Origin of the sequence: Delftia sp. WSY_7, assembly GCF_043104845.1 — a bacterium.
In the GTDB taxonomy this organism is placed as follows: domain Bacteria; phylum Pseudomonadota; class Gammaproteobacteria; order Burkholderiales; family Burkholderiaceae_C; genus Comamonas; species Comamonas tsuruhatensis.
Map to the genome: position 1 here is coordinate 18,885 of NZ_JBICLB010000054.1, position 26,313 is coordinate 45,197.

21 protein-coding genes are annotated in these 26,313 nt (G+C 67.8%); 18 read left to right on the forward strand and 3 right to left on the reverse strand.

What is annotated here, in order from left to right:
- The first annotated feature begins 10 nt into the window (after positions 1-10).
- Positions 11-778 carry a high-affinity branched-chain amino acid ABC transporter ATP-binding protein LivG gene (gene livG, locus ACF8ME_RS26110; protein ID WP_016446336.1) on the forward strand — a complete coding sequence of 256 codons (768 nt, stop codon included), beginning with the start codon at positions 11-13 and terminating at the stop codon, positions 776-778.
- Between the two features lie 8 nt (positions 779-786).
- Positions 787-1,488, forward strand: a complete 702-nt coding sequence (locus ACF8ME_RS26115) for an ABC transporter ATP-binding protein (RefSeq protein WP_026062223.1) — start codon at positions 787-789, stop codon at positions 1,486-1,488.
- 99 nt (positions 1,489-1,587) lie between these two features.
- Here the strand turns inward: ACF8ME_RS26115 and ACF8ME_RS26120 are convergent, their stop codons facing one another.
- Positions 1,588-2,736, reverse strand: a complete 1,149-nt coding sequence (locus ACF8ME_RS26120; RefSeq protein ID WP_016446338.1) for a hypothetical protein — start codon at positions 2,734-2,736, stop codon at positions 1,588-1,590.
- A gap of 172 nt (positions 2,737-2,908) precedes the next feature.
- On the opposite strand from ACF8ME_RS26120, the gene pdxK reads away from it, so the two are divergent.
- The 5 genes from pdxK to ACF8ME_RS26145 all read left to right on the forward strand — a co-directional run bounded on the left by pdxK (position 2,909) and on the right by ACF8ME_RS26145 (position 9,665).
- Entirely contained in the window at positions 2,909-3,829 is a 921-nt protein-coding gene (gene pdxK, locus ACF8ME_RS26125; RefSeq protein ID WP_126312574.1) for a pyridoxine/pyridoxal/pyridoxamine kinase, read from the forward strand.
- Positions 3,826-4,602, forward strand: coding sequence for an SDR family NAD(P)-dependent oxidoreductase (locus tag ACF8ME_RS26130; protein WP_046240202.1), 777 nt, complete (start codon positions 3,826-3,828; stop codon positions 4,600-4,602). The genes pdxK and ACF8ME_RS26130 overlap by 4 nt, the downstream gene beginning before the upstream one ends.
- 292 nt (positions 4,603-4,894) lie before the next feature.
- Positions 4,895-5,869: a hypothetical protein gene (locus ACF8ME_RS26135; RefSeq protein ID WP_392418885.1), complete on the forward strand. Its 975-nt coding sequence runs from the start codon at positions 4,895-4,897 to the stop codon at positions 5,867-5,869.
- A gap of 134 nt (positions 5,870-6,003) precedes the next feature.
- Positions 6,004-8,688, forward strand: coding sequence for a DNA ligase D (gene ligD / locus ACF8ME_RS26140; protein ID WP_392418888.1), 2,685 nt, complete (start codon positions 6,004-6,006; stop codon positions 8,686-8,688).
- Positions 8,685-9,665, forward strand: coding sequence for a Ku protein (locus ACF8ME_RS26145; RefSeq protein WP_392418891.1), 981 nt, complete (start codon positions 8,685-8,687; stop codon positions 9,663-9,665). Before ligD ends, ACF8ME_RS26145 begins: the two co-directional genes overlap by 4 nt.
- A gap of 201 nt (positions 9,666-9,866) precedes the next feature.
- Here the strand turns inward: ACF8ME_RS26145 and ACF8ME_RS26150 are convergent, their stop codons facing one another.
- Positions 9,867-10,325, reverse strand: coding sequence for a hypothetical protein (locus ACF8ME_RS26150; RefSeq protein ID WP_392418989.1), 459 nt, complete (start codon positions 10,323-10,325; stop codon positions 9,867-9,869).
- Here ACF8ME_RS26150 and ACF8ME_RS26155 point away from each other — a divergent pair.
- The 6 genes from ACF8ME_RS26155 (at position 10,233) to ACF8ME_RS26180 (ending at position 16,645) form a co-directional block, all read left to right on the forward strand.
- Positions 10,233-12,320 carry a catalase gene (locus tag ACF8ME_RS26155; RefSeq protein ID WP_016446345.1) on the forward strand — a complete coding sequence of 696 codons (2,088 nt, stop codon included), beginning with the start codon at positions 10,233-10,235 and terminating at the stop codon, positions 12,318-12,320. The two genes, ACF8ME_RS26150 and ACF8ME_RS26155, sit on opposite strands and share 93 nt — an antisense overlap.
- A 345-nt stretch (positions 12,321-12,665) precedes the next feature.
- Positions 12,666-13,727: a DNA topoisomerase IB gene (locus ACF8ME_RS26160; RefSeq protein WP_016446347.1), complete on the forward strand. Its 1,062-nt coding sequence runs from the start codon at positions 12,666-12,668 to the stop codon at positions 13,725-13,727.
- A 162-nt stretch (positions 13,728-13,889) separates the two neighbouring features.
- A complete protein-coding gene (locus ACF8ME_RS26165) occupies positions 13,890-15,485 on the forward strand; it encodes a sigma-54 dependent transcriptional regulator (RefSeq protein ID WP_016446348.1) in 1,596 nt (531 codons plus the stop codon).
- A gap of 95 nt (positions 15,486-15,580) precedes the next feature.
- Positions 15,581-16,108, forward strand: a complete 528-nt coding sequence (locus ACF8ME_RS26170; RefSeq protein ID WP_338500487.1) for a hypothetical protein — start codon at positions 15,581-15,583, stop codon at positions 16,106-16,108.
- 70 nt (positions 16,109-16,178) lie between these two features.
- A complete protein-coding gene (locus ACF8ME_RS26175) occupies positions 16,179-16,457 on the forward strand; it encodes a GlsB/YeaQ/YmgE family stress response membrane protein (RefSeq protein WP_016446350.1) in 279 nt (92 codons plus the stop codon).
- 44 nt (positions 16,458-16,501) lie between these two features.
- Positions 16,502-16,645 (forward strand): hypothetical protein, encoded by a 144-nt coding sequence (locus ACF8ME_RS26180; protein ID WP_016446351.1) that lies wholly within the window; start codon positions 16,502-16,504, stop codon positions 16,643-16,645.
- 92 nt (positions 16,646-16,737) lie between these two features.
- Here ACF8ME_RS26180 and ACF8ME_RS26185 read toward each other — a convergent pair whose 3' ends face one another.
- A complete protein-coding gene (locus ACF8ME_RS26185) occupies positions 16,738-18,366 on the reverse strand; it encodes a hypothetical protein (protein ID WP_392418895.1) in 1,629 nt (542 codons plus the stop codon).
- Positions 18,367-18,599: 233 nt separating this feature from the next.
- Here ACF8ME_RS26185 and rpoN point away from each other — a divergent pair, with 233 nt between their 5' ends.
- The 5 genes from rpoN to ACF8ME_RS26210 all read left to right on the forward strand — a co-directional run bounded on the left by rpoN (position 18,600) and on the right by ACF8ME_RS26210 (position 26,206).
- Positions 18,600-19,934, forward strand: coding sequence for an RNA polymerase factor sigma-54 (gene rpoN / locus ACF8ME_RS26190; protein ID WP_126312568.1), 1,335 nt, complete (start codon positions 18,600-18,602; stop codon positions 19,932-19,934).
- Positions 19,935-20,118: 184 nt separating this feature from the next.
- A complete protein-coding gene (locus ACF8ME_RS26195; RefSeq protein ID WP_392418898.1) occupies positions 20,119-20,427 on the forward strand; it encodes a hypothetical protein in 309 nt (102 codons plus the stop codon).
- Between the two features lie 49 nt (positions 20,428-20,476).
- The gene (locus tag ACF8ME_RS26200) at positions 20,477-20,671 is read left to right on the forward strand and encodes a hypothetical protein (RefSeq protein ID WP_016446355.1); all 195 of its coding nucleotides are present in this window, start codon (positions 20,477-20,479) and stop codon (positions 20,669-20,671) included.
- Positions 20,672-21,004: 333 nt separating this feature from the next.
- The gene (locus tag ACF8ME_RS26205) at positions 21,005-24,835 is read left to right on the forward strand and encodes an ATP-binding protein (RefSeq protein WP_392418901.1); all 3,831 of its coding nucleotides are present in this window, start codon (positions 21,005-21,007) and stop codon (positions 24,833-24,835) included.
- 93 nt (positions 24,836-24,928) lie between these two features.
- Positions 24,929-26,206, forward strand: a complete 1,278-nt coding sequence (locus ACF8ME_RS26210; protein ID WP_043791156.1) for a Zn-dependent hydrolase — start codon at positions 24,929-24,931, stop codon at positions 26,204-26,206.
- Positions 26,207-26,313: the final 107 nt, after the last annotated feature.

Here is a 26,313-nt window from a genome sequence, read left to right on the forward strand (position 1 = left end):
AGGGCCGGCAATGAGCGAGTATTTGCTAGAAGTCAAAGACCTGTGCATGCGCTTCGGCGGCCTGCTGGCCGTGGACCACGTGGGCTTCAACGTGCGTCCGCAGGAAGTGTTTGCCATCATCGGCCCCAACGGCGCCGGCAAGACCACGGTGTTCAACTGCATCAGCGGTTTCTACCAACCCAGCAGCGGCTCCATCGCGCTGGACGGCAGCGCCATCGAGGGGCGCAGCAGCCACCACGTGGCCAACCACGGCGTGGTGCGCACCTTCCAGAACGTGCGCCTGTTCAAGTCCATGACGGTGCTGGAAAACCTGCTGGTGGCACAGCACCGCCGCTCCGGCGTCAACCTGCTGTCGGGCCTGTTCAACACGGCGGGCTACCGCCGCAGCGAAGAGGAAAAGATCGAGAGCGCCCTGCACTGGCTGGACGTGATGGGCCTGCGCGAGTTCGTCAACCGCGAGGCCGGCAACCTGGCCTACGGCCACCAGCGCCGCCTGGAGATCGCGCGCTGCATGATCACCAAGCCGCGCGTGCTCATGCTTGACGAACCCGCCGCCGGCCTGAACCCGCAGGAGAAAAAGGACCTGCAGGGCCTGATCGACCAGCTGCGCCGCCAGTACGGCATTGCCGTGCTGCTGATCGAGCACGACATGGGCCTGGTCATGGGCGTGTCCGAGCGCATCCTGGTCATGGAGTACGGCAAGCCCATCGCCATGGGCCTGCCGGATGCCATTCGCAACGATGAACGGGTCATCAAGGCCTATCTGGGAGAAGCCTGATGCCTGCCATGCTGCAACTGGAGAACATCTCCACCCACTACGGCGCCATCTGCGCGGTCGACAGCGTCAGCCTGCACGTCAACCAGGGCGAGATCGTCTCGCTGATCGGCTCCAACGGCGCCGGCAAGACCTCGCTGCTGATGACGGTGTGCGGCAACCCGCGCGCCAGCTCGGGCCGCATCTCGTTCGAGGGCGAGGACATCACCCAGCTTCCTTCGCACCACATCATGCGCAAGGGCATTGCGGTCTCGCCAGAAGGGCGGCGCATCTTCTCGGACCTCACGGTCACCGACAACCTGAAGATGGGCGGATTCTTCCTGGACAAGCCGCAGATCGAGGCCGGCATCGAACATGTGTTCGGCCTCTTCCCGCGCCTGCGCGAGCGCGCCCACCAGCGCGCCGGCACCATGTCGGGCGGCGAGCAGCAGATGCTGGCCATCGGCCGCGCGCTGATGAGCAAGCCCCGCCTGCTGCTGCTGGACGAGCCCACGCTGGGCCTGGCGCCGCTGATCATTGCGCAGATCTTCGAGATCATCCAGACCATTCGCGCCGCTGGCGTCACGGTCTTCCTGGTCGAGCAGAACGCCAACCGCGCCCTGCAGATCGCCGACCGCGGCTATGTGCTGGAGACCGGCAAGGTGGTGCTGGAGGACACCGGCGCCAACCTGCTGACCAACGACGCCGTGCGCCGCGCCTACCTGGGCGCCTGAGCGCCTGCGCGCCCGGCAAAACGCCGGCAATACTGCACGCCGGCACTGAACGGAGGCCCGCCATTCGGCGGGCCTTTTCATTTCAGAGCCCGCGAGACCTCATACCAGGCCGCGCTGCTTGAGCAACGCCCAATGCGCATCCGGCAGACGGGCCTTCATGGCCTTCAAGGGATCGACCTCGCCCGTGTTGTCGGCAAAGGCCACCACGAAATCATCGGTCACGGGCAGGCCCGCCTGCCTGACCATGCTCTCCAGCAAGGGCAGCATGTGCCTGAGCACCCGCATGGCCGAGGCATTGCTTTGCTTCATCTCCATCAACTGGCCATGCAGCAGGCAGGCTTCGCCTAGCGCCTCGTCGGAGAACCAGTGCTCATCGGCCTCGCCCATGCCGCGTATCTCGTCCGGCGCCCACAGGTAATACGGAATCTCTTCACCACGCTCCAGCACCGCGCGCCGATAGGATTCGCGCCCCCAGACCAGAAAAGGCGGCCAGGCTGCAGTCAGGTCCTCATGCGTGTAGCAAAGCAAAAGACCGTAGAGCGGTTCACCGCGTGGGATCTGCTGCAAGGCCGTGGCCAGTGACTGCTCCAGCAGCTGCTGCACACGCGCCTCGACGGTCTTCAGCGTCTCGCCCCTGGGCAGGCGCAGGTAGAGCAGCCTGTCGGCACCCGGCTCGGGCTGGCCCTGGGTGTCCAGGTATTGAAGGTGGATGCGATCCAGAACGCCGTCCGCGCCATGCACGAACACATGCCGCGTGAGCCAGGGCTTCTCACGGGTTTCCCAGTTCCGGGTCACGCTGCACTGCAGTTGCCGGCCGTCGTACTCATAACGGCTGTCCATGCCACGGTAGCCAAGGTGCATGTGATGGGCGACCAGCCGCCCCTCCTCGTAGCGGCTTTGGCTGACGGAATCGATGCTGCCGCCTCCATGCCACGACACGGTTGTGCGCTGGCCGGGCGTGTACAGGCATACCTGCTCGCGCGCGTTGGACCGGCATTCGATGACGATACGGCCCTGGGCATCAAAGCCGTGGTGCACATGCTTTTGCGGGTCTGCCCGCCCATCGCTGAGCCAGCGTGCGGCAGGGCCGCCGAACAGCTCACGGGCATAGGGTTCGTCAAAGCTCATGGAGTCGGACGCCCAGCGCCAGCTTGCGACCTGGCTGCGGATCTCGGCCCTCAATCGCTCCGAGGCCTCGGCACCGCTGAATTTCGAATACAGGGCCTGGATTTCTGAAGGGGAATTCATGTTCAAGCGAGATGCATGCGCGCGGAAAAAACCATTCTTGCATGGCGCTCCAATCCCGCTGCCGCGATTCTGGAAGTGGTCTGGCCGTGCTCCCTGGATTGTGCTGCCGGCCCTCGCATGGCAGCGCTATAAATGCAGCTTCGCCCAAGAATTACCACCCGCAAGGCCGCCCATGAACGCCCCCGCCCCCCATGACATGCTGCACCCCCTGGCCATCGACGTGGTGTCCGTGCAGTCCCAGGTCGTCTACGGCCGCGTTGGCAACAACGTGGCCATGCCCACGCTGCAGGCCCTGGGACTGGCGGCGGCAGCCGTGCCCACGGTGGTGTTCAGCAATACGCCGCACTATCCCAGCATCCACGGCGGAGCAATTGCCGCCGAGTGGTTTGCGGGCTATCTGCAGGACCTGGGCGCGCGCGGCGCGCTCAGGCAACTGCAGGCCGTGCTGGCCGGCTACCTGGGCGGGCCGGAACAGGCCGGGCTGCTGGCGGACTGGGTGGCGGGCCTGCTGCAGCAGCGCCCCGGCCTGCGCGTGGTGGTGGACCCGGTGATCGGCGACCACGACAGCGGCATCTATGTGGACCCCGCCATGGTCGAGGCCTACCAGCGCCACCTGCTGCCCCTGGCCGACGGGCTGACACCCAACCATTTCGAGCTGGAACGGCTGACCGCGCGCCCTGTGCACGGCATGGACGATGTGGTCCAGGCCGCGCGCAGCCTGCTGACCGGCCGCACGCAGTGGGTGGCCGTGACCAGCGCGGCGCCCGAGCTGGGCGGCGAGCATGCACTGCGCATGCGCGTGGCGCTGGTCACGCGCGAGGACGTGCATGTGATCACCCACGCGCGCGTGGATGCGGTGCCCAAGGGAACGGGCGACTTGTTCAGCGCCGCGCTCACCGGCCACTGGCTGCAGGGCGCCAGCCTGCGCGATGCGGCCGAGCGCGCCTGCGAACGCATCGTGCAGGCGCTGGAGCATACGCGGCAGGCGCGCAGCGCCGAGCTGCTGCTGCCCTCGGACCCCGTCGCCGCCCGGGCAATGACCGCGCAGGCAGCACCGGCAGCACGGGCACAAGCGATACCATCGCCCGCATGAACAATGCATCGCCTCTCCTTTCCCTGACGATTCTCACGGGCGCTTCGCGCGGCATGGGCCTGGCCATGGCCCGGCAACTGCTCGATGCCGGCCATGAGCTGGTCACGCTGTCGCGCTCCACCAGCGAAGACCTGAACCGGGCCGCCGCCACGGCAGGCGCCCCGCTGCAGCAGTGGAGCGTGGACCTGGGCGAGCCCGAGGCAGCGGCCCGCAGGCTGGGCGAATGGCTCGCCGGGCTGGACGCCACGCGCTACGCCAGCGTCACCCTGATCAACAACGCGGGCGTGATTCCGCAGATCGCGCCGCTGTCGCAGCTGCGGCCCGCCGACATCGCCCAGGCCATGCGCGTGGGACTGGAGGCGCCCATGCTGCTGACGGCCGCCTTCCTGGCCGCCACCGAAGGCTGGACGGCCGTGCCGCGCAAGGTGCTCAACATCTCTTCCGGCCTGGGGCGGCGCGCCATTGCCTCGCAGGCCTCCTACTGCGCGGCCAAGGCCGGCATGGACCATTTCAGCCGCAGCGTGGCGCTGGACGAGGCGCTCAAGCCCCACGGCGCGCGCATCTGCTCGCTGGCGCCCGGCGTCATCGACACCGACATGCAGGTGCAGCTGCGCAGCGCCGATGCCGCAGCCTTTCCCGACGCAGGCAACTTCGCCCAGCTCAAGGAGGGCGGCAAGCTCTCCACGCCCGAGCAGGCCGCCACCCTGGTGCTGGGCTGGCTGCAGCGCGCGGATTTTGGCGAGCAGGTCGTGGCCGACGTGCGCCAGCCCTGAACGTACGGGTCTGGCAGGCCCGATGCAGCAATGAAAACACCGGCAGCAGACAGAAACATATCGCCGTGCTGCCGGAAACAATCCAGCCATTCGCCCTGGAAAATATTCCGCAAGTTTTACCGGTTGCAGGAATCATTTTCCATATCCAGGCCGCGCATTGCCTTGAAAACCGTCATCTGGCAAAGGATGACGTTTTTCGTCTGAGTTTGCCAGTCCTGCTTTTCCAATCCTCCTACAGTGGCATTTATTTCGGCTGGCAAGAATGGGGCACTCAACTCCAGGAAATCCAGCCATGTCCATTGCCTATTCCGATCCCCTGGCAGCGCCAGTGGTCCCTGCGGCCAATACATCCGTCAGCGGTGTTTCATGGGCGGCGATATTCGCGGGCGCCATGGCGGCGGCCTCGCTGTCGCTGCTGCTGTTCATTCTGGGCACGGGCCTGGGCCTGTCGTCTGTCTCGGTATGGACCGGCCAGGGCATGGATGCCGGCGCCCTGGGGTGGACGGCCGTGGCCTGGATCGCCTTCACCCAGCTGGCCTCCGCCGGCGTGGGCGGGTACCTGGCCGGGCGGCTGCGCACCCGCTGGCAAGGCGTGCATACGGACGAGGTCTACTTCCGCGACACGGCCCACGGCTTTCTGTCCTGGGCGCTGGCCACGCTGGCCATGGTGGCCCTGATGGGCGCTGCGGCCGGTGGTGCGGTGTCCGGTGCCTTCAAGGCGGCGCAGACCGTGGCCACCAGCGCCTCCAGCGTGGTGGGCGGCGCGATCGGCGCCGCCGGCGGTGCGGCTGCTGGCGGTGCCGCAGCCATGGCCGGTGCCTCGGGCGCCGACGCCTCGCCCCAGGGCCTGGCCTACTGGACCGGCAGCCTGTTCCGCAATCCCGCTGCAACCTCCGGCAGCACCACGCCTGCCGACATGGCCAGCGCCACGCGGGAGGCCGGCGTGATCTTTGCCCAGTCGCTGCGCACCGGCCAGCTTTCTGCGGCCGATGAGCAATATCTGGCCCAGCTGATTGCGCGCAATTCCGATATTCCGGTGGAAGAAGCGCAAAAGAAAGTGCGAAGCACCTTTGATTCCGTACAGATGCAGATAAAGCAGGCCGAGCAAAAGGCAGAAGAGGCCAAACAAAAGGCCAAGCAGGCCGCTGAAGAAACGCGAAAGGCCACCGCCCATTCCATGCTCTGGCTGTTTGTTTCCCTGATGCTGGGCGCCTTTGTGGGCAGCCTGTGCGCCACCTGGGGTGGCCGCCAACGCGATGCCATTTGATTTTGCATCGCAGTCAACACCATCCAACCATTCATTGAACGGAGGCCATTCATGCGATCCATACTGCTTTTTCTTCTGGGCGTGCCCATTCCCATCATCATTTTGATTGCACTGATGTTCTGAAGGAGCGCCGCATGCCCGCACCGCGCCGCAGCCACCCGGCCGCGCAGCAGCCGCGGCGGGCTGCTGCGGCCGGCGGGCAGGACAAGGCTGCCGCTTCGCTGGCGGCCTACCGGCAAAAGCGCGACTTCACGCGCACGCCGGAGCCCTCGGCAGAACCTTCCAGCGACACGATTGCAGGGCAGCCCGGCACGGGTGTCCTGCAATTCGTCATTCAAAAGCACTGGGCCAGCCATCTGCACTACGACTTCCGGCTGGAGCTGGACGGCAGCATGAAAAGCTGGGCCGTGCCCAAGGGCCCCAGCTACGACCCGGCCGACAAGCGCATGGCCGTGCAGGTGGAAGACCACCCCATGGCCTACAACCGCTTCGAAGGCCAGATTCCGCCGGGCCAGTACGGTGCGGGCAAGGTCATCATCTGGGACCGGGGCACCTGGTGGCCACAAGGCGACGCCGCCGAGGGCCTTCGCAAGGGCAAGCTCAAGTTCGAACTGCGCGGCCACAAGCTGCAGGGCCGCTGGACCCTGGTGCGCATGCGCGGCAAGGACGATGCCAAAAAACCCGCGTGGCTGCTGATCAAGGAGCATGACGGGCTGGAACGCGCCGCCGGCGAATTCAGCGTGGTCGAGGACATGCCCGACAGCGTGTCGGGCCTTCCCCTGGAACCTGCAGCAGCGGCAACGACAGAAACAGAAACAGAAACAACAACAGCAACAGCGCCAGCGCCAGCACGAAAGCAGCACGCCGGCACCGCGACCATGCCGCAGGAGATCGCCCCCCAGCTGGCGACCTTGGTGGACCGCCCGCCCACGGAGGCCGGGCAATGGATCTTCGAGAGCAAGTTCGACGGCTACCGCCTGCTGGCCCGCATCGACAGCGGTACCGTGCGGCTTGTCACGCGCAACGGCAAGGACTGGACCGCCAGAATGCCTGCCCTGGCCCGCGCCTTGGCGGCCCTGCCCTTGCAAACAGGCTGGATCGACGGCGAGGTGCTGATGCTGGACAGCGACGACCGCCCCGACTTCCAGGCCCTGCAGATCGCCTTCGACGGCGAGCACACCGACCTGCTGGTCTTCTTCGCCTTCGACCTGCTGTGGCACGACGGCCAGGACCTGCGCCCGCAGCCCGTGGAACAGCGCCGCCAGCGGTTGCAGGAGCTGCTGCACAAGGCGCCGTCGGACCGCGTTCGGTTCAGCCAGGCCTTTGACGCCCCGCCCGCCGACCTGATGGCTGCCGCCTGCCGGCTGGGCCTGGAGGGCGTGATCGGCAAGCGGCGCGGCAGCGCCTACGTCTCGAGGCGCAGCATGGACTGGATCAAGCTCAAGTGCGGCCACCGCCAGGAGTTCGTGATCGCCGGCTATACCGATCCCCAGGGCTCGCGCACCGGCCTGGGGGCCCTGGTCCTCGCCGTGCATGGCGAGGACGGGCAGCTGCACGCGGCCGGCAAGGTCGGCACGGGTTTCAACGCACGCACCCTGGCCGACCTGCGCCAGCGCCTGGACGGCCTGGCCACCGGCACATCCCCGCTGGCAGACACCCGGGGCCTTGGCAGCCAGGTGCACTGGGTGCGCCCCACCCTGCTGGCCGAAGTCTCGTTCGCGCAATGGACCGCGGACGGCCGCATCCGCCACGCCGTATTCCAGGGCCTGCGCACGGACAAGCCTGCGCGCCGCATCGCAAAAGAGGAGCCACAGCACGTGCCATCGACCGCATCTTCACCCCGCACCGCAACCCGCCACAAAGCCGCCCCGCCCCGCATGGCCAAGGCGGCGCGCCTGCCCGCCACGATCGCCATCACCCATGCCGAGCGTGTCATCGACCCCTCCACCGGCATCACCAAGATGGAGCTGGCGCGCTACTACGCCACGGTGGCCCCCTTCATGATCACCCACCTCAAGGCCCGGCCCGTGGCCATGGTGCGCGCGCCGGAGGGCATCGAGGGCGAGCTGTTCTTCCAGAAACACATGGACCAGACGCCGCTGCAGGGCATTGCCGCCCTGGCGCCCGAACTCGATCCCGGCCATGCGCCGCTGATGGAGGTGGCGCGGCGTGAAGGCCTGGTGGCGGCTGCGCAGATGAACACCATCGAATGGCACACCTGGAATGCCCGCCGGGACCGCATCGACCGGCCCGACCGCATGACCTTCGACCTGGACCCCGGCGAGGGCGTGCCCTGGACGCAGGTGCAGGAAGCGGCCACCTTGCTGCATGTGCTGCTGCAGGAGCTGGAGCTGCCGGCCTTCCTCAAGACCAGCGGAGGCAAGGGCCTGCATGTGGTCGTGCCGATCAAGCGGCTGCTGGACTGGGACACGGTCAAGGCCTTCTCCCAGGCCGTGGTCCAGCACCTGGCCAGCACCGTGCCCCAGCGCTTCGTGGCCAAGAGCGGGCCACGCAACCGCGTGGGAAAAATCTTCGTGGACTACCTGCGCAACGGCTTTGGTGCCACCACGGCCTGCGCGTGGACAGCGCGTGCGCGGCCCGGCATGGGCATCTCCGTGCCCGTGGGCTGGAACGAGCTCGACAGGCTCACGGGCGGCGCGCACTGGACCATTCGCTCGGTGGACCAGCGCCTGCGCCTGGGCAACTCGCCCTGGGAGCACTACGGCACGGCGGCCACCAGCCTGGGCCGCGCCATGAAGGCGCTGGGCTTCGAGGCACCGGCCCGCGAAGCGCCGCCAACGAGGAAAGCACAACGATGACCAGGAAAGCCACATCTCCCCGCACGGCCCCGGCCGTCTCCTCGCGCAGCCTGTGGAAGGGGGCCATCAGCTTTGGCCTGGTCCACATCCCGATAGGCCTGTATGCGGCCACGGCCAGCACGGACATCGACTTCGACTGGCTGGACAAGCGCAACATGCAGCCCGTGGGCTACAAGCGCATCAACAAAGTCACAGGCAAGGAGGTGGCCTCGGCCGACATCGTCAAGGGCGTGGAATTCGAAGAAGGCCGCTACGTGGTGCTGAGCGCCGAAGAGATTGCCGCCGCCTTTCCCAAGACCACGCAGACCATAGAGATCGAGGCCTTTGTCGATGCCGACGATATCCCCTTCATCTACCTGGAGCGGCCCTACTACACCGCCCCCCTGCACCGGGGCGGGAAGGTCTACGCACTGCTGCGCGAGGCGCTGCGCAAGAGCAACAAGGTGGGCGTGGCCAAGGTCGTCATCCAGGCCAAGCAGCACCTGGCCATCCTGATCCCCTGCGGCCGGGCGCTGGTGCTGAACCTGCTGCGCTGGGGCGGCGAGATCCGTTCCTTCGAGCAGCTGGACCTGCCGCCGCTGGACGCAAGGGCCGCAGGCATCAAGGCCGCCGAAATGACCATGGCCCTGGCACTGATCAAGGACATGAGCCAGGCCTGGGACGCCGACCAGTTCCGCAACTCCTTCAGCGAGGAAATCCACCAGCTGGTGCAGGCCAAGGCCCATGCGGGCGACGTGCAAAGTGTGCAAAGGCAGCAGGACGCGTCCGCCGCACCCGCCAACGCAGCCGTGCTGGATCTGACCGCCCTGCTCAGGAGCAGCCTGGGCAAGGCAGGCAGCGGGGCCCCCGCCTCCGCGGCCAAGGAAAAAAATACCGGGGCGACGGCAAAAGCTGCAAAAGCGCCCGCGACCCGGACAACACCCAAGCCCCGAAAGCCAGCGTCCAAGGCGCCTGCAAAACGTTCAACATCCAAATGAAAGGGACCATTGCCGTTTTGCATAATCTACAAATGGCATTTCATGATAAAAAATACATGCATTTTTGCCGCAAAAATGGATTCCATGATATTCATAGCAAATTCCAATGATTTACCAAAAGTAATCTTCCGAATTTCCTACACGCCGTGGATTTTTCAGGCAGCACAATGAAATTGCAGTGATGACGGCATCGCTGTTTACTTAAGGAGTATGGAAATGACGCAACAGACCAATAACCCTCAAGGCAACACGGCCAGCAACCAGCAAAACGACAAGAACAAGCAGAACCAGCAGCAGCAACAAAACAATCCGGGGCAGCAGCAGCAAAGCAATCCCAATAATCCCAACCACCAGCAACAGCAGAGCAACCCCCAGCGCAACCAGCCGGGTCAGCAGCAAAAGCAGGACAGCCACCAGCAGCGTTGAGCCGCAGGTTGCATGACCTGAAAAAAGGGTCCTCCGGGCCCTTTTTTTATTTTCCCATTGCGGCAACTGAAAAACATACCGTTGCTCCGCTTGAAATATCCGCGTCAAAAGAACATGGCGTTCATTCCCAAGGAGTGCATCATGGCCAAGAAAGCCCCAGCTGAAAAGAAATCCCCATCCCAATGCCCCGTTGGCCACGGCGGAGAACTCCAGCAGCAGGCCGAAGCCTCTCATCCTGTATTGACGACGCAGCAGGGTATACCGGTTGCGGACAACCAGAATTCATTGAAGCAAGGGCCAAAGGGACCCACGCTGCTGGAAGATTTCATATTGCGCGAGAAAATCACGCATTTCGACCATGAGCGCATTCCGGAGCGGATCGTCCATGCACGCGGCACAGGTGTCCACGGTTATTTCCAGCTGACCGATTCACTGGAGCAGTACACCACCGCCAAGGTGCTGACCGAAACCGGCAAGCAGGTGCCGGTCTTCGTGCGCTTTTCCACCGTGGCCGGCGGCGCAGGCTCGGTGGACACCCCGCGGGACGTGCGCGGCTTCGCCATCAAGTTCTATACCGAAGAGGGCAACTGGGATCTGGTCGGCAACAACATTCCGGTGTTCTTCATCCAGGACGCCATGAAGTTTCCCGACCTGGTCCATGCCGTGAAGATGGAGCCGGACCGGGGCTTTCCACAGGCTGCCACGGCGCACGACACGTTCTGGGACTTCATCTCCCTCATGCCCGAGTCCATGCACATGGTCATGTGGATCATGAGCGACCGCACCATCGCGCGCAGCCTGCGCATGATCGAGGGCTTTGGCGTGCACAGCTTCCGGCTGGTCAATGCGCAAGGCAAAAGCACCTTCGTGAAATTCCACTGGCGGCCCGAGCTGGGCATCCAATCCACCGTCTGGGACGAGGCCCTGAAGCTGCAGGCCGCCGACAACGACTACCACCGCCGCGACCTGTTCGAGGCCATCGAGGCCGGCGACTACCCGGCCTGGGAGCTGTGCGTGCAGCTGTTCTCGCAGGAACAGGCCGACGCCCTGCCCCATGACCATCTGGACCCCACCAAGATCATTCCGGAAGAGGAAATACCGCTGCGCAAGATCGGCCGCTTCGTGCTGGACCGCTGGCCCGACAACTTCTTTGCCGAGACCGAGCAGGTCGCCTTCTGCCCGGCCAACCTGCCCCCGGGCATCGACTTCAGCAACGATCCGCTGCTGCAGGGCCGCCTTTTCTCCTACCTGGACACCCAGCTGTCGCGCCTGGGCGGGCCCAACTTCACGCAGCTGCCCATCAACGCGCCCAAATGCCCGTTTGCCCACGACCAGCGCGACGGCCATATGCAGACCCAGGTGCCCAAGGGCCGCGTGGCCTACGAGCCCTCCAGCCTGCAGGCCGACAGTCCGCGCGCCTCGGCGGCGCGCGGCTTCAGGCACTTTGCCCAGGATGACGGGGACGGCGCCAAGGGCCGCATCCGCCCCGAAAGCTTTGCCGACCACTACAGCCAGGCGCGCATGTTCTACGCCAGCCAGAGCGCGGTGGAGCAGGCCCACATCGCCAGCGCCCTGGTGTTCGAGCTGTCCAAGGTGCAGACGCCGCATGTGCGACTGGCCGTGGTGGGCCACCTGCAGGTGATAGACGCCGACCTGGCAAAGCGCGTGGCCGACGGCCTGGGCCTGCCCCAGCTGCCGCCTGCCGCCAAGCCTGCCGTGCCCCCGCAAAAGCTGCCGCCCAGCCCGGCCACGCGCATCATCGACCGCATGAAACCCACACTGCAGGGCCGCTGCGTGGCCATCCTGGTGGATGAAGGCTCCAGCGCCCGGCACATTGCCGCCTTCCACAAGGCCCTGGTGGCGCAAAAGGCCAGCGTGAAGATCATTGCGCCCAAGATCGGCGGCGCCACGCTGGACGACGGCAGCCACCTGCCCGCAGACGGCCAGCTGGCCGGATCGCCCTCGGCGCAGTTCGACGCCGTGGTGTCCATCCTCACGCCCCAGCGCGGCGAAGCCCTGGCCCGGGAAGCGGCCGCCCAGGACTGGTTCCGCGATGCCTTCGGCCACCTCAAGGCCATTGCGGCCTGCAAGGCCACCGGGCACATCCTGCAGACTGCGGGCATCACGCCGGACGAGGGCGTGTTTCCCATCGACACGCCCAAGCCCTTTGTCGAAGGCGCCAAGAAACGCTTCTGGGACCGCGAGCCCACGCTGAGGACGCTGGCCTGAGGCCGCAGGCCACCGGTTTTCGCGAATCATTGCTACCAAATGTCAACGCTTCGGCCCCGTGCAAGGGTCCGGGCATGGCGATTGCTGCAGCGGCTGCATGGCCGCTGCGGCCCGCCACCATCACAGGAGAAACCGTTCCATGATCGCTGCACCACCCACACCGCCTGCCACACCTCCCGTCGCTCCGCCGGTCAATCCGCCGCCGACCGAGCCGCTGGTGCCACCCGTGGGTGATCCTCCGCCGGCTCCGGCGCCTTCACCCTATTCCGATCCCCCCATCGCACCTCCGCCGCCGCCGCCGCAGGGGTTGCACTGACTGCAGACCTCATCCATGTCAACGACCGCATGCCCGGCTGGCGCCGCGTGCGGCGTGGCAAAGGCTTTTCCTATGTGGACCAGGACGGCAGGCCCGTGCGCGACGCCCAGGCGCTGGAGCGCATCCGCAAATTGGCCATTCCACCGGCCTATGTGGATGTATGGATCTGCCCTGACGCCCGGGGCCACCTGCAGGCCACGGGCCGCGATGCCCGCGGGCGCAAGCAATACCGCTATCACCCGCAGTGGCAGGAGCAGCGCAAGCAGGTCAAGTTCGACCGCATGCGCGAGTTCGGCCGGCATCTGCCCGCCATTCGGCGTGCCGTGGCGCGGGACCTCAGGCCGGGGCGGCCGCAGCTCGAAACCGTGGTGGCCACCATCGTCTGGCTGCTGGACTGCACGGCGCTGCGCGTTGGCAATGACGAGTATTCAGAAGCCAATGGATCCTTCGGCCTGACCACGCTCAGGAACCGCCATGCCCAGGTGCGCGCCGGCGAGCTGACGCTGAGCTTCAAGGGCAAGAGCGGCGTCGCCCAGCAGGCCCGCGTGTCCGACCGGGCCGTGGCCCGCATCGTCAAGCGCTGCCAGGACCTGCCGGGGCAGCGGCTTTTCCAGTTCGTGGACGACGAGGGAGATGTTCACCATGTGCGCTCCGAGCACGTGAACGACTACATCCGCAGGATCTGCAGCAAGGCCGGGGCAGACGAGGCAGACGGACCGGACTTCAGTGCCAAGGACTTCCGTACCTGGCATGCCAGCGTGTACGCGCTGGAGCTGGCCATGGCCGCCGCAGCGTCACCGGCGGGCAGCCGCCATCCGGGCGCGCTCACCTTCACGGACCTGATCGCCGAGGTGGCGCGGCGCCTGGGCAATACCTGTACGGTTTGCCGCAAGTTCTACATCCATCCCCAGGTACTGGCCCTGTGCGAGCAGCCCGGACAATGCCCGCCCGCCGCGACCGCTGCACCCGCACGGCGCACGCGCGGGCTGAGCGCCAAGGAATGCCTGTTCCTGGGCCTGCTGGAGCCCCAGCCCCGGCCCCGCAGGACCCCGCCCCGCCGTGGCCAGGGCGCCAGCCGCCGGCCCGCCTGATCCGCTTGATCCCCTCTTTGCGGCGACGGCGGCGGGGACCGGACCACCCGGCAAGCACTGTGCCTGTGGACTGACACAGATGCATACATCCCAGCCCCTAAACTGCCGGATCATGAATTTTTGTCAAAACAGGCTGCGGCCGGCAGCTCTGGAGGCCATGGAATGAACCACGTGCTGATCGTCGATGACGACGCGGACTCGGCAGCCACCATGCGCGAACTGGTGGGCGTGGACCGCTTTTCGGTCGCCGTGGCCCACACCCTGCGCGATGCGCGCCGCCAGATGGCCATGCAGCCGCCCAGCCTGGTTCTGCTGGACCTGCAGCTGCCCGATGGCAACGGCATGGACCTGTTCGGCGACCGGCAAGTGCCGCAGGACTCGCAGATCGTGCTGGTGACCGGCCATGCCAGCCTGGACTCCTCCATCGAAGCCCTGCGCCGAGGCGCCATGGACTATCTGGTCAAGCCCGTGGGCATAGGCCGGCTCGAGGACATTCTTTCGCGTTTTCTCATCCCCACGCCGGGCCTGTCGGGCGCGGACAGCCGCAACGGCGCAGGCCCGGCCTCCGATCAGATCACGGCACAAGACCATTGCGCACCCGCTGGCAGCTACTGCGCGCAGGAAGGACGCTTTGGCCGGCTCCTGGGCCAATCGCCTCCCATGCAGCGCCTGTACCAGCAGATGGAGCGCGTGGCGGGCACCTCGGTCACGGTGTTCCTCACGGGGGAAAGCGGCACCGGCAAGGAGGTCGTGGCGCAGACCCTGCACGACTTGAGCCAGCGGCGCAGCCGCCCGTTTCTTGCCGTGAACTGCGGCGCCATTTCGCCGCATCTCATCGAAAGCGAGATCTTCGGCCACGAAAAGGGCAGCTTCACGGGCGCCGACCGCCAGCACCAGGGCTTTTTCGAGCGCGCGGCCACGGGCACGCTGTTCCTGGACGAGATCACGGAAATGCCCATGGAGCTGCAGGTCAAGCTGCTGCGCGTGCTGGAGACCGGCCGCTTCATGCGCGTGGGCTCCACCCAGACGCTGCAGACCGATGTGCGCGTGATCGCCGCCACCAACCGCTGCCCCTTCGAGGCCGTGGCCAGCGGCAGGCTGCGCGAGGACCTGCTGTACCGGCTGAACGTCTTTCCCATCGAGCTGCCGCCGCTGCGCGAGCGCCTGTCCGACGTCCCGCTGCTGGCCCAGCACTTGCTGCAGGCCATCTCGCAGCGAGAGGGGCAGACCAAGCAGTTCACGGCGTCGGCCCTGAGGCAGTTGGCGCAGCACAGCTGGCCCGGCAATGTGCGCGAGCTGCGCAATGCCGTGCAGCGTGCCTACGTCATGGAGCCCGGCCCGCAGGTAGGCACCGAATGGCTGCCACGCCCACCGGTGGCCATTGCCCAGCCCGCCCCCATGCCGGTGTCATTGCACGCATCCGTGCACACATCCGTGCCTGCACAGCTGGCCGCCAACGCCCCGCAATTGCCGCCCACTGCGCAGGCCGCGCCTGTCGCCGTGCATCCGTTCGCCGACCACGGCACGGCAGGCGACGCCTACGACCTGCCCGATATGGAGCCGGCCACCATACAGCTGCCCATCGGCATGACCATGGCGCAGGCCGAGCGGCTGCTGATCCAGGCCACGCTCAAGCAATGCAAGTACCAGAAGGAACGCACGGCCGCCGTGCTCGGCATCAGCCTCAAGACGCTGTACAACCGGCTCAAGGACTATGCGGGCGGCAAAAAGGACAGGACGGACCCCGAACCCGGCTGACACGTGCGCAGACGCGCACAGCACCTGCTGCCGTTGCCTTGCGGGCACGCTGCTTGCCACCCTGCAAGCACCTTTGAGCAACCAAGGACAAGCCCATGGACTCCTCTCCTGCCCGCGCCTACGGTGTCTTCAAGCCCGTGGGCCACATGGTGGTCTCTTTTCCCACGGCTGCGCAGGCCGATGACGGCATGGCGGCGCTGCAGGCGCTGAACCTGCCCGAGCAGGACGTACAGCGCTACACCGACCGGGAAATGCTGGCCCAGATCGACCAAGACCTGCGACAGGCCAGCCCCGTGGCCGCCGTGGGCCAAGAACTCAATCTGGTCAAGGCCCACCAGGCCCTGGCCGAGCGCGGCTACCACTGGCTGGTGGTACGGGTGGACAGCGACGAGGCCGCACGCAACGCCGCCGATGCCCTCAAGGCCGCCGGCGCCGAGCGCGCCCAGCTCTACGGCCGCTTCATCATCGAGGAATTGATAGAACACGCCGCCGATCTGCCCCAGGTCAGCGAGTCGCCCGACCGGGGCCTGGACGCCCAGACACCTTCAGGCCGCGAAGCCGAGCGTGCACAAATCCGCCCTGCGCCGGCCCGGGGCAACGGCACCCCGCAACCGGAGCGCTGAGTCGCTTGCGACGGGCAGGCACGCCGATTGCCATTGATATTCAACTGCAACTTTTGTCAAAGGCGATGCCATGGATTTCCTCATCTGGCTGATGGTGGGCGGGCTGATCGGCTGGATCACCAGCATGGTCACGAACACCCAGGCCCAGCAAGGCATTTTGCTCAACGTGGCAATAGGCGCCATCGGCGCCTTGCTGGGCGGCTGGCTGCTGGCGCCGCTGCTGGCGCCCTCGGCCATGGATGCGCAGGCGCAGGTGCCGGCCACATCCATGTCCATCTTCATTTCCATGGCCAGCGCCGTTGCGCTGCTGGCCATCTTCAACCTGTGCAAACCGCGCATGCGCCACTGAGCCGGCCCGGCCACGGGCCATTGACTTGCAGGAAAGGAGCCTCCATGAGCAAAGATCCCTTCCAGACCAGAAGTACCGCTGGCAGCACCGACCTCTCCCGCCAGGGCAGCGCCGTGTGCAAGAAACCGCTGCGCTCCATTGCCACGGCGCTGGCGGCGGGGCTGCTGATCGCGCGCCTCGCACGCTGACCGGGCTCGGCCCTCCTCTCTTTTTCGACTTTCCTGCTTGCTGACTGCGCGCCCCGGCGCGCAGTCCTGTTTCCAGGACCGCGAATGCCAGCTCAGTCCAGGCTTTGCGCAAGACAATCCTGCGCCGCCATGGGCACGCGCGGCAGGACCAGAGAGACGGCCAAGCCGCCGCTGTCTCCATCGCCGTCGCCTCCCCCGCTGCCGCCCTCGGCCCACGCCACGCCACCGCCAGCCAGGCATAGCCGGCGCGCCAGGGCCAGGCCGCAGGAGGCATCTGCATCGGCGTCGCTCAACCGCACGCCGGGGCGGGATTCCTGCGGCCGCTGCGGCGCCTCGGCGCTGGCTGCGGCCACTACGCCCGCTTCGCCCGCTTCGCCCCCTTCGCCCGCTTCGGCCGCAGCGCCCGATTCGCCCGGACCCGCCCCCTCCGGCCCCGGCCCGGCGCCCTGCCAGTGGGCCACGGCCTCGATGCGGATCTCCACCTGCTCGCCCTTGGCGGCCGATGCCGCAAGATGTCCGCCCACGGGATGTGCCGCCATGCGCACGCGGGCGCCATCGGGCAAGGCCTCGCGCACGGACAGGAAAATGCTGATCAGCGCCAGCTCCAGCTCGTCAGGGTCCACATACACGCCCAGGCGCGCGGCCGGCTGGCCCGGCGGGCTGGCCTCGGCGGGCTCAGCCACCTCCAGCGCCACGCGCTTTCCCAGCACCACGGCCAGCGTGCCCCGCACGCCCGGCAACCAGCGGTACAGATCCACCACCAGCGCATGCGTGCTGTGGCGCGGCCCGAAGCGCAGCAGCTGCTGCGTCAACCGGCTGGCCGTGTCCACCGAACGCAGCATGGCCTGTGCAGGCAGGCGCAGGTTCGGGTCCTCCGAACGACGCTCAATCAGATAGGCGCTGTTGCTCAGAACGCCGAGCTGGTTGTTGAACTCATGGGAGAAGCGGCCTGCCAGCCGGCCGACCACCTGCAGGCGCTCGTTCTGGATATGGGCCTCGCCGGCTTCGTTGTCCTGCTCCCCCGGTGCGCCGCCGGCCTGGCTGCGCCGGGCCGGCCTCATCGGGTCCGCCCTGCCACGCAAGGCCAGCCCCGCCAGGCCCAGGCCGGCCAGCGCAAACAACACGATCGCCGCCCAGATCACGCCCCTCAGGAGCGGGGAACACGCCGGATCCAGCGCGGAACAGGGAACCCAGCTCACCCAGGTCCAGCCCTGGGCCGTCCTGCTGAAGAAAACGCGCAGGGTGCCGCCCTGCGCATCGGGCACATCCAGCCAGCCGTGCGCCAGGCTGGAAGCCAGGCGCTCGCTGAAATCAGCGGGCAAGGCAGGCTGACCCGTTGCCGCAGCGGTGCCGGCCGGCACCGCACGGCCCGCGCTGTCCACCAGAAAGCCGGACCATCCCGCCTCCAGCAGCGGTTGGACGGCCGCCAGCGCCTGCTCGGCATTGGCAGCGCGTGGCTCCTGCCTGTCCAGCAGGCGGGCCGCGGCCATGCTGGCGATGCGAACGGCCTGCTCCTGCGCCGCGTGCCCGGATTGATAGGCGCGCAACAGCAGCCAGGACGAGGCAGCCAGCACAAGCACCAGCAAGGCCAGAAGCAACAGGACCCGTCTCAGGCGCATGGACATGGATGGCCCGCGTGCGGCGCCGCGCGCCCCGCCTTGCGGGACTGCATTGAGGGTTCCCGGCGGCGGGACCGTGTGAAAACCGGTGGATTGGTACATGGCAAAGTTTGCAGAAAACCTTGCGCCCGAGCGGAAATTTTTACCGCAGGCGCCTTGAGCGGCCCTGCTGTTGCAAAGCCGATACCCGCAGCGACGGCCGAACCCCGGGCCCCTGTGCCTTCTGCGCAGCAAGTACGCAGCAGGTTTCGTGCCCAAAGTGTATCCAGACGATTCGCCACGCTGATCGGGGCATGAACGTTGCGTCCTTGTGGCCATCGCAACAAGGAGACGAGATGGGTTCCATGCACCTCAAGGCGGACATACGCCAGTCCCAGACGCTTTCCCCGCGCTTGCAGCACGCGGTGCGCATGCTGCAGATGTCCTCGCTGGACTTTGCCGCGATGGTGCGCAGCAAGATGGAGGACAACCCATTCCTGGAAGATGCCGAGCCCGCAGATGACCGCGACCTGTGGGTGGCCGACATGCACCTGGGCGCGCGCCAGGCCGTTGACGCGGAAGGTTCCGCCATGGACACGGCTGCCTGCGAAACCACGCTGGCCATGCACCTGCACGGCCAGCTCAACGTGACGGCCATGACTCCGCGCGACCTGTGCATGGCGCGCGCCATCGTGGAATCGCTGGACGACGACGGCTATCTGCGCACGGACCTGCAGGAGCTGGCCGGCCTGCTGGCGCTCAGCCCGGCGCCCGATGCGCAGGAAATGCTCATCGCCCTGCGACTGGTGCAATCGCTGGATCCGGCGGGCGTGGCCGCGCGCAGCGTGGGCGAATGCCTGTTGCTGCAATGCCCGCAGATGGCCGACGCCACGCTGCGCCAGCTGTCGCAGACCCTGCTGCAGCACCACATGGACGCGCTGGCCGCGCGCGACGTGCCGCGGCTGGCCAAGGCGCTGCAGGTGCCGGCGGCCCAGGTCGTGCAGGCCATGGATGCCATACGGCGCCTCAACCCCAGGCCTGGCTGGAGCTTCGGCTCCACGCGCGTGGACTACATCGTTCCCGACGTGATCGTGCGCAGGGGACCGAGCGGCTGGAATGTGCAACTGAACCCCGCCGTCGTGCCGCGCGTGCGACTGAACAGCGTCTACGAGCAGCTGTTCCAGCGCCACCGCTGCACGGGCCAGGCCCAGCTGGCCGACCATCTGCAGGACGCGCGCTGGACCGTGCGCAATGTGGAGCAGCGCTTTTCCACCATCCTGGACGTGGCCCGGGCCATCGTGCGAAAGCAGGAGCTGTTCCTGGAGTTCGGCGCCATGGCCATGAAGCCGCTGGTGCTGCGCGAAATTGCCGAGGAAGTGGGTGTGCACGAATCCACCGTCTCGCGCGTGACCAACAACAAGTACATGGCCACGCCCACGGGCGTGTTCGAGCTCAAGCACTTCTTCTCGCGCCCCATGCTCAGTGCCAGCGGCAGCGCCTGCTCGGCCACGGCCATCCGCGAGCTGATCGGCGACATCATCGCGGCCGAATCCGATGCCCGGCCCCTGTCCGACGTCGATATCGCACGCCAGCTGGGCGCCCAGGGCCTGGTCGTGGCCCGCCGCACCGTCACCAAGTACCGCCAGCTGCTGCGCATAGCGCCGGCCGACCGGCGCAGGCGCCACGGCTGACACGGCACCTGCCGTCGCGGCCGCGGCCTTGCGATGGCCCTTGGCGCCGCTGCCCGTGGCGGTGTGTCCTGCCAAGCCCCACTGCCGTGCAGCGGCTTGTCGCTCCCCCAGGTCCTGCCTTGTCCGACAGTTGCAGGCCGCCGTCCGGCCTAAGGTGAAGGCTCATGGATTGAAGGAGACCGCCATGGACACCCCTCCCCGCAGAGTGCACGCCCCCCTCGAACGCCAGCGCAGCGAGAGCAACCACATCCGCGATGGCCGCTGGCCGCTGCGCATCGCCGCCCTCACGGCCGCCGTCGCACTGATCCTGGTGCTGATGTTCAACTTCATGGCACCCAGGGGGCGGCTGGATGCGCCCAGCGCCACCGGAACGCCAGCGACAGAACCCACCTCCTCTGCCTCGCCGGCCGCACCTGCCGCACCTGCCGCGCCGTCCATGACGCCGCCGCAGGCCGATCCGGCCACCGCACCCGCCACCACCGCGCCACGCTGAGCCCGCTTGCGCACTTGTATCAACCCTTCCCCTCAGGACAGCAGCAGCCATGAACCACCCCCTGCCCCACGCACCCAATATTCCCCAGGTGCCGACCACGCCCAACGACCCCGTGGCACCCGACGATCCCAACCGCCAGCCCGGCCGCCCGCGCGGACCCGAGCCGATAGATCCGCCCACCACGGCGCCCCCCATAGAATTGCCGCCCGCGCCCGAGCAGGAACAGACCCGCAAGGGAGAGTGACATGCCCCGAGGAGACAAATCCACCGATACCCATGAGCGAAAACGCCAGGCCCGGCACATAGTGCACAGCCACGAATCGCGCGGCGCAGGCCATGAAGAGGCCGAAAGGCGCCTGTGGGCCACCGTGGACAAGGACAGCGGCGGCGGCAGGCAATCGGGCTGCGGCCGGGGCCGGAAAGCAGCGCATTGCGCTGCCCGCAAGGGCGCCCGCAGGCGAGGCGCCGCACCTGCAGCGCAATCCGCCTCGCGATAGCTGCGCCGCCCCCGCGGCCCCGGCGCCTGGATCAACGACACAGGCCGGCCCGCGAAGTCGGCAATCCCGTGGGAGAACCCGTGAATTCAGAAGACGGTTTTGGATTCCTGCCGCAGCGCGGCGAAATGGCGGCACGCGTGCGCGCCCACGACTGGGCGGCCACGCCCCTGGGCTCGCCGCAGAGCTGGCCGCAAAGCCTGCGCAACGCCGCCAGCCTGATGCTGGGCTCGCGCTTTCCCATCATCATCTGGTGGGGCGATGACTTCCGGCTGATCTACAACGACGCCTACATTCCCTTCCTGGGCACCAGCAAGCACCCCAAGGCGCTGGGACAGGCCGGCGCGCAATGCTGGAGCGAGATCTGGGACGACATCGGCCCCATGCTGGAGGGCGTGCTGCGCACGGGCCAGGCCACCTGGTCCACCGATGCGCGCTACTTCTTCGACCGCGAGCTGCCGCAGGAAGAGGTCTTCGTCACCTTCACCTACGGCCCCATCCTGGCCGATGACGGCATCACCGTGCAGGGCGTGTTCTGTCCCTGCACCGACACCACCGAGAAAATCGTCAGCCGGCGGCGCCTGGAGACGCTGCACCGCCTGGGCATCCGCACGCTGGACATGCGCAGTGCCAAGGACGCGGGCGAAAAGGTCTGCGCCGTGCTGGATGAAAACCCCTACGACGTGCCCTTCGCCATCATCTACGAATGCCAGGCCGCCCCGGATGCAGGCAGCGCAGACACCGCTCCCCCGGCCTTCCAGCTGCTGTGCTCCACCGGCATGGACACCGACCTGGCGGCCGACGCCGCGCCCTGGCCGCTGGCCCAGGCCGTGCAATCGGGCCAGCCGGCCAACGTGGACCTGGCGCAGCTGGGCCTGACCCTGCCTGGCGGCCCCTGGCCCGAACCCTCGCGCCTGGCGCGCATCGTGCCCGTTCGCTGGTCGGGCGACGGCCAGGCCTCGGGCGTGCTGGTGCTGGGCGTCAGCCCGCGCCGCCCGCTGGATGCGGAGTACTGCGCCTTCCTCGATATGGTGGCAAGCCACACGGGCGGCGTTGTCGCGCACGCCGTGGCCTATGAGCAGGAAGCGCGGCGCGCCCGGGCCCTGGCCGAGGTGGACCGTGCCAAGACCGTGTTCTTCTCCAACGTCAGCCACGAGCTGCGCACGCCGCTGACGCTGATCCTGGGGCCGCTGGACGACGCCCTGCGCGAGCACGGCGGCCACCTGCCGCCCGATCAGGCGCAGATGGTCCACCGCAACGCGCTGCGCCTGCAAAAGCTGGTCAACGCCCTGCTGGACTTCGCGCGCATCGAGGCCGGGCGCATGCAGGCCAGCTACGAGCCCACGGACCTGGCCCGCGCCACGGCCGAGCTGGCCAGCGTGTTCCGCTCGGCCATGGAGCAGGCGGGCCTGCGGCTGCGCGTGGACTGCCCGCCACTGCAAGGGCCGGTCTACGTGGACCAGGACATGTACGAAAAGATCGTGCTCAACCTGCTGTCCAACGCCTTCAAGTTCACCTTGCAGGGCGAGATCGCCGTGGCGCTGCACGACGCGGGCCCTGCGGTGGAGCTGTCCGTCAGCGACACCGGCTCGGGGATCGCACCCCAGCACCTGCCCCATCTTTTCCAGCGCTTTCACCGCATTCCGGGCAAGCCCGCCCGCACGCACGAGGGCACGGGCATCGGCCTGGCCCTGGTGCAGGAACTGGTGCGGCTGCATGGCGGCACCATCACGGTCACCAGCACGGAGGGCGAGGGCAGCCGCTTCACCGTGCGGCTGCCCAAGGGCAGCGCGCACCTGCCGGCCGAACAGGTGAACCCCATCGCGTCACCGTCAACCCCGCCGCCGCCGGGGCACGGCGCGGGCGCCCCGGCCGCACGCCAGCTCGTGGACGAGACGCGGCAGTGGGTGCCGGGCGAATCGCCCACGCACGCCCCGCACGGCGTGCCGGGTGGGGCCGAACCGCAAGGCCCCCGGCCGCGCATCGTCTGCGCCGACGACAACGCCGACATGCGCGGCTACATCGGCCAGTTGCTGCGTCCGCTGTACGAGGTGGAGGTGTCCGGCGACGGCCGGGCCGCGCTGGACTGCATCCGGCGCCAGCGGCCCGATCTCGTGATTGCCGACGTGATGATGCCCGTGCTCGACGGCTTCGAGCTGCTGCATGCGCTGCGCAGCGACGAGGCCACGCGCTCCATCCCCGTCATCATGCTGTCCGCGCGTGCAGGCCAGGAGGCCCAGGTCGAAGGCCTGCGCGCAGGCGCGGACGACTACCTGGTCAAGCCCTTTTCGGCGCGCGAGCTGCTGGCGCGCGTCGCCTCGCTGCTGCAGCTCGAGCGCGTGCGCGAGCAGGCCCATGCCGCCCTGCGCGCCAACGAGAAAAGGCTGCGCGCCATCATCGACCAGATGCCGGCGGGCGTGGGCGTGTCCGACATGGGCGGCACCATGGTGCTCAGCAATGCGCTCATGGACCGATTCGTCCCGCGCGCCATCCCGTCCACCCTTGCCGACCGCGTGCAGCGCTGGCGCGGCTGGGACGACAAGGGCCGGCCCATACCGCCCGAGAACTGGCCCGGCAGGCGCGCGCTGCGCGGCGAGGTGGTCATGCCGGGGCTGGAGATGCTGCACACCGACGACGAGGGCCGCGAATGGTGGATGCGCGTCAGCGCCGCTCCGCTGCGCGATGACGGCGGGCAGCTCGTGGGCACCTGCTCCGTCATCCAGGACATCACCGAACTCAAGCGCGCCGAGCAGCACCTCAGGGAGGCCGACCGGCGCAAGGACGAGTTCCTGGCAACCCTGGCCCACGAGCTGCGCAATCCGCTGGCACCCATCAGCCACGGCCTGCAAATCCTCAAGCGCACCGTCCATGGCGACGACAGCGCGCGCCGCAGCCAGGAGATGCTGGAGCGCCAGGTCAACCACATGGTGCGCATGGTGGACGACCTGCTGGAGGTCTCGCGCATCACCACGGGCAAGGTCCAGCTGCGCAAGGAGGTGGTGGACCTGAACAACGTGCTGCAAGGCGTGGCGGCGGCCAGCCATGCGGTCATGGAATCCGGCGGCCACCAGCTTCGGCTGGAGCTGCCCGCCGAGACCCTGCTTCTGCCGGCCGACCCCGTGCGGCTGGCGCAAATGGTCACCAACCTTCTCAACAATGCCGCCAAGTACACCGATCCCGGCGGCCACATCGTGCTGGCGGCCTGGGCAGAGGGTGCGCAGGCCGTGATCTCCGTGCGTGACGACGGCATAGGCATCCCCGCCGCGCTGCTGGACAGGATCTTCGACATGTTCATGCAGGTGGACCGCGGCGGCCGCCGGGGCCAGGGGGGCCTGGGCATCGGCCTGACCCTGGTGCGCAGCCTGGTGGAGATGCACGGCGGCAGCGTGCAGGCGCTCAGCGAAGGTCCGGGCCATGGCAGCGAATTGCGGCTGCGCCTGCCCTTGCCGGCCCATGCACCTGCCGTTGCATCCGCCCATGAACCCGCCGATGTGCCCTCCCTGCCCGGCCCGGCCGCAGGCGCGCAGTCCGGGGACGCGCCAGCCTTCGGCCGCATCCTGGTGGTCGATGACAACGCGGACGCCGCCGACACCCTGTCCATGCTGCTAGGGCTGCTGGGAGCCGAGGTCGAGATCGCCCGCGACGGCCCCGGCGCGCTGGCCATGCACGACGCCTTCAGGCCCGACGTCGTGCTGCTGGACATCGGCCTGCCCGGCATGGACGGCCTGGAAGTTGCGCGCCGCATCCGCGCCCGGCAGGGCCGCGACCAGGTCCTGCTGATCGCCCTCACGGGCTGGGGGCAGGAGGATGACCTGAGACGATCGCGCGAGGCCGGCATGGACCACCACCTGGTCAAGCCCGTGAGCTTCGACACGTTGGAGCGGTTGCTCAGGAGCCTGCGCACGTCTGCATGAGCACCGCCTTTGCGCGCGACAATCCCCGCTTCGCCCAGCCTGCCTGCGCCGCCTGCGCGGCTCGCGCGCCTGCCGCAGAACTCACCGAGACCCATGACCGCCCTGCCCCCCATCAATGCCGAGCGCCTTTGGCGCCGTGTCCAGACCCTGTCCACCTTCACCCTGCCCGACCGGCCCTGGACCCGCCGCGCCTTCTCGCCCGAGTTCGACCAGGCCCGCGCCTGGCTGCGCGCCGAGTTCGCGGCCGCGGGCATGCAGGTGCATCTGGATGAAGGCGGCAATCTGGTCGGCCGCCTGCCGGCTGCCCAGGCCGCTGCGGGCGGCGCAGAACGCGCCCCCATCTCCACCGGCTCGCACTGCGACACCGTGATGATGGGCGGGCGCTTCGACGGCATCATCGGCGTGCTGGCCGGCATCGAGGTGGCGCACTGCCTGCATGAAAACGGCATCGCCCTGCAGCACCCGTTCGAGGTGATCGACTTCCTGTCCGAGGAGCCCAGCGACTACGGCATCTCCTGCATCGGCAGCCGCGCGCTGTCGGGCAAGCTGGACGCCGCCATGCTGGCGGCACGCAACCCGCAAGGCGAAACCCTGGCCGAAGGCATGCGGCGCATCGGCGCACGGCCCGAGGCGCTGCACCGCCCGCTGCGCAGCGCCGGCGGCACGGCCGCCTTCGTGGAGCTGCACATAGAGCAGGGCCCGGTGCTGGAGCAGCGCGGCCTGCCCATTGGCGTGGTGACGAACATCGTGGGCATACGCCGCGTGGGCTTCACCGTGCACGGCCAGGCCGACCACGCAGGCACCACGCCCATGGACATCCGACAGGACGCGCTGGTGGGCGCGGCGCGCATCATCGATGCGGCCAACCGCAAGGCCGCTGCGCTCAATGGCCAGCCCCACTATGTGGTGGCCACCGTGGGCCGGCTCTCGCTCACGCCCAATGCCTCCAATGCCGTGCCCGGCCTGGTCGAGATGATGATGGAAGTGCGCAGCGACCACGCCGGCGTGCTGGAGAGCTTCCCCGAGGAACTGCTGGCCGAAGTCCTGCCCGGCCTGGCCGCCCTGCGCGTGCGTGCCGAGATGGCCGACGTGAGCCGCTCCCAGCCCACGGACTGCGCTGGCCTGGTCATGCAGGGCGTGGAGCAGGCCTGCGACAACCTGGGCTACGCCCACATGCGCATGCCCAGCGGCGCCGGCCATGACGCCGTCTACATGGCGCCCACCGGCCCCATGGGCATGATCTTCATCCCCTGCCTCCACGGCCGCAGCCACGCGCCCGAGGAATGGATAGAGCCGTCCCAGCTGCTGGACGGCACCCGGGTTCTGTACGAGACGGTGCGCGTGCTGGACAGGCAGTTGGCGCAGGGCTGAGCGCCTGGCCTGCGGCCAGGCACCAAGGCGGCATAAAATAGCCCGCTTCCCTCTGGAGCAGGCACAAGCTGCTCCTTGGTGGAAGCCCCTGTGGCACAGATTGCGGA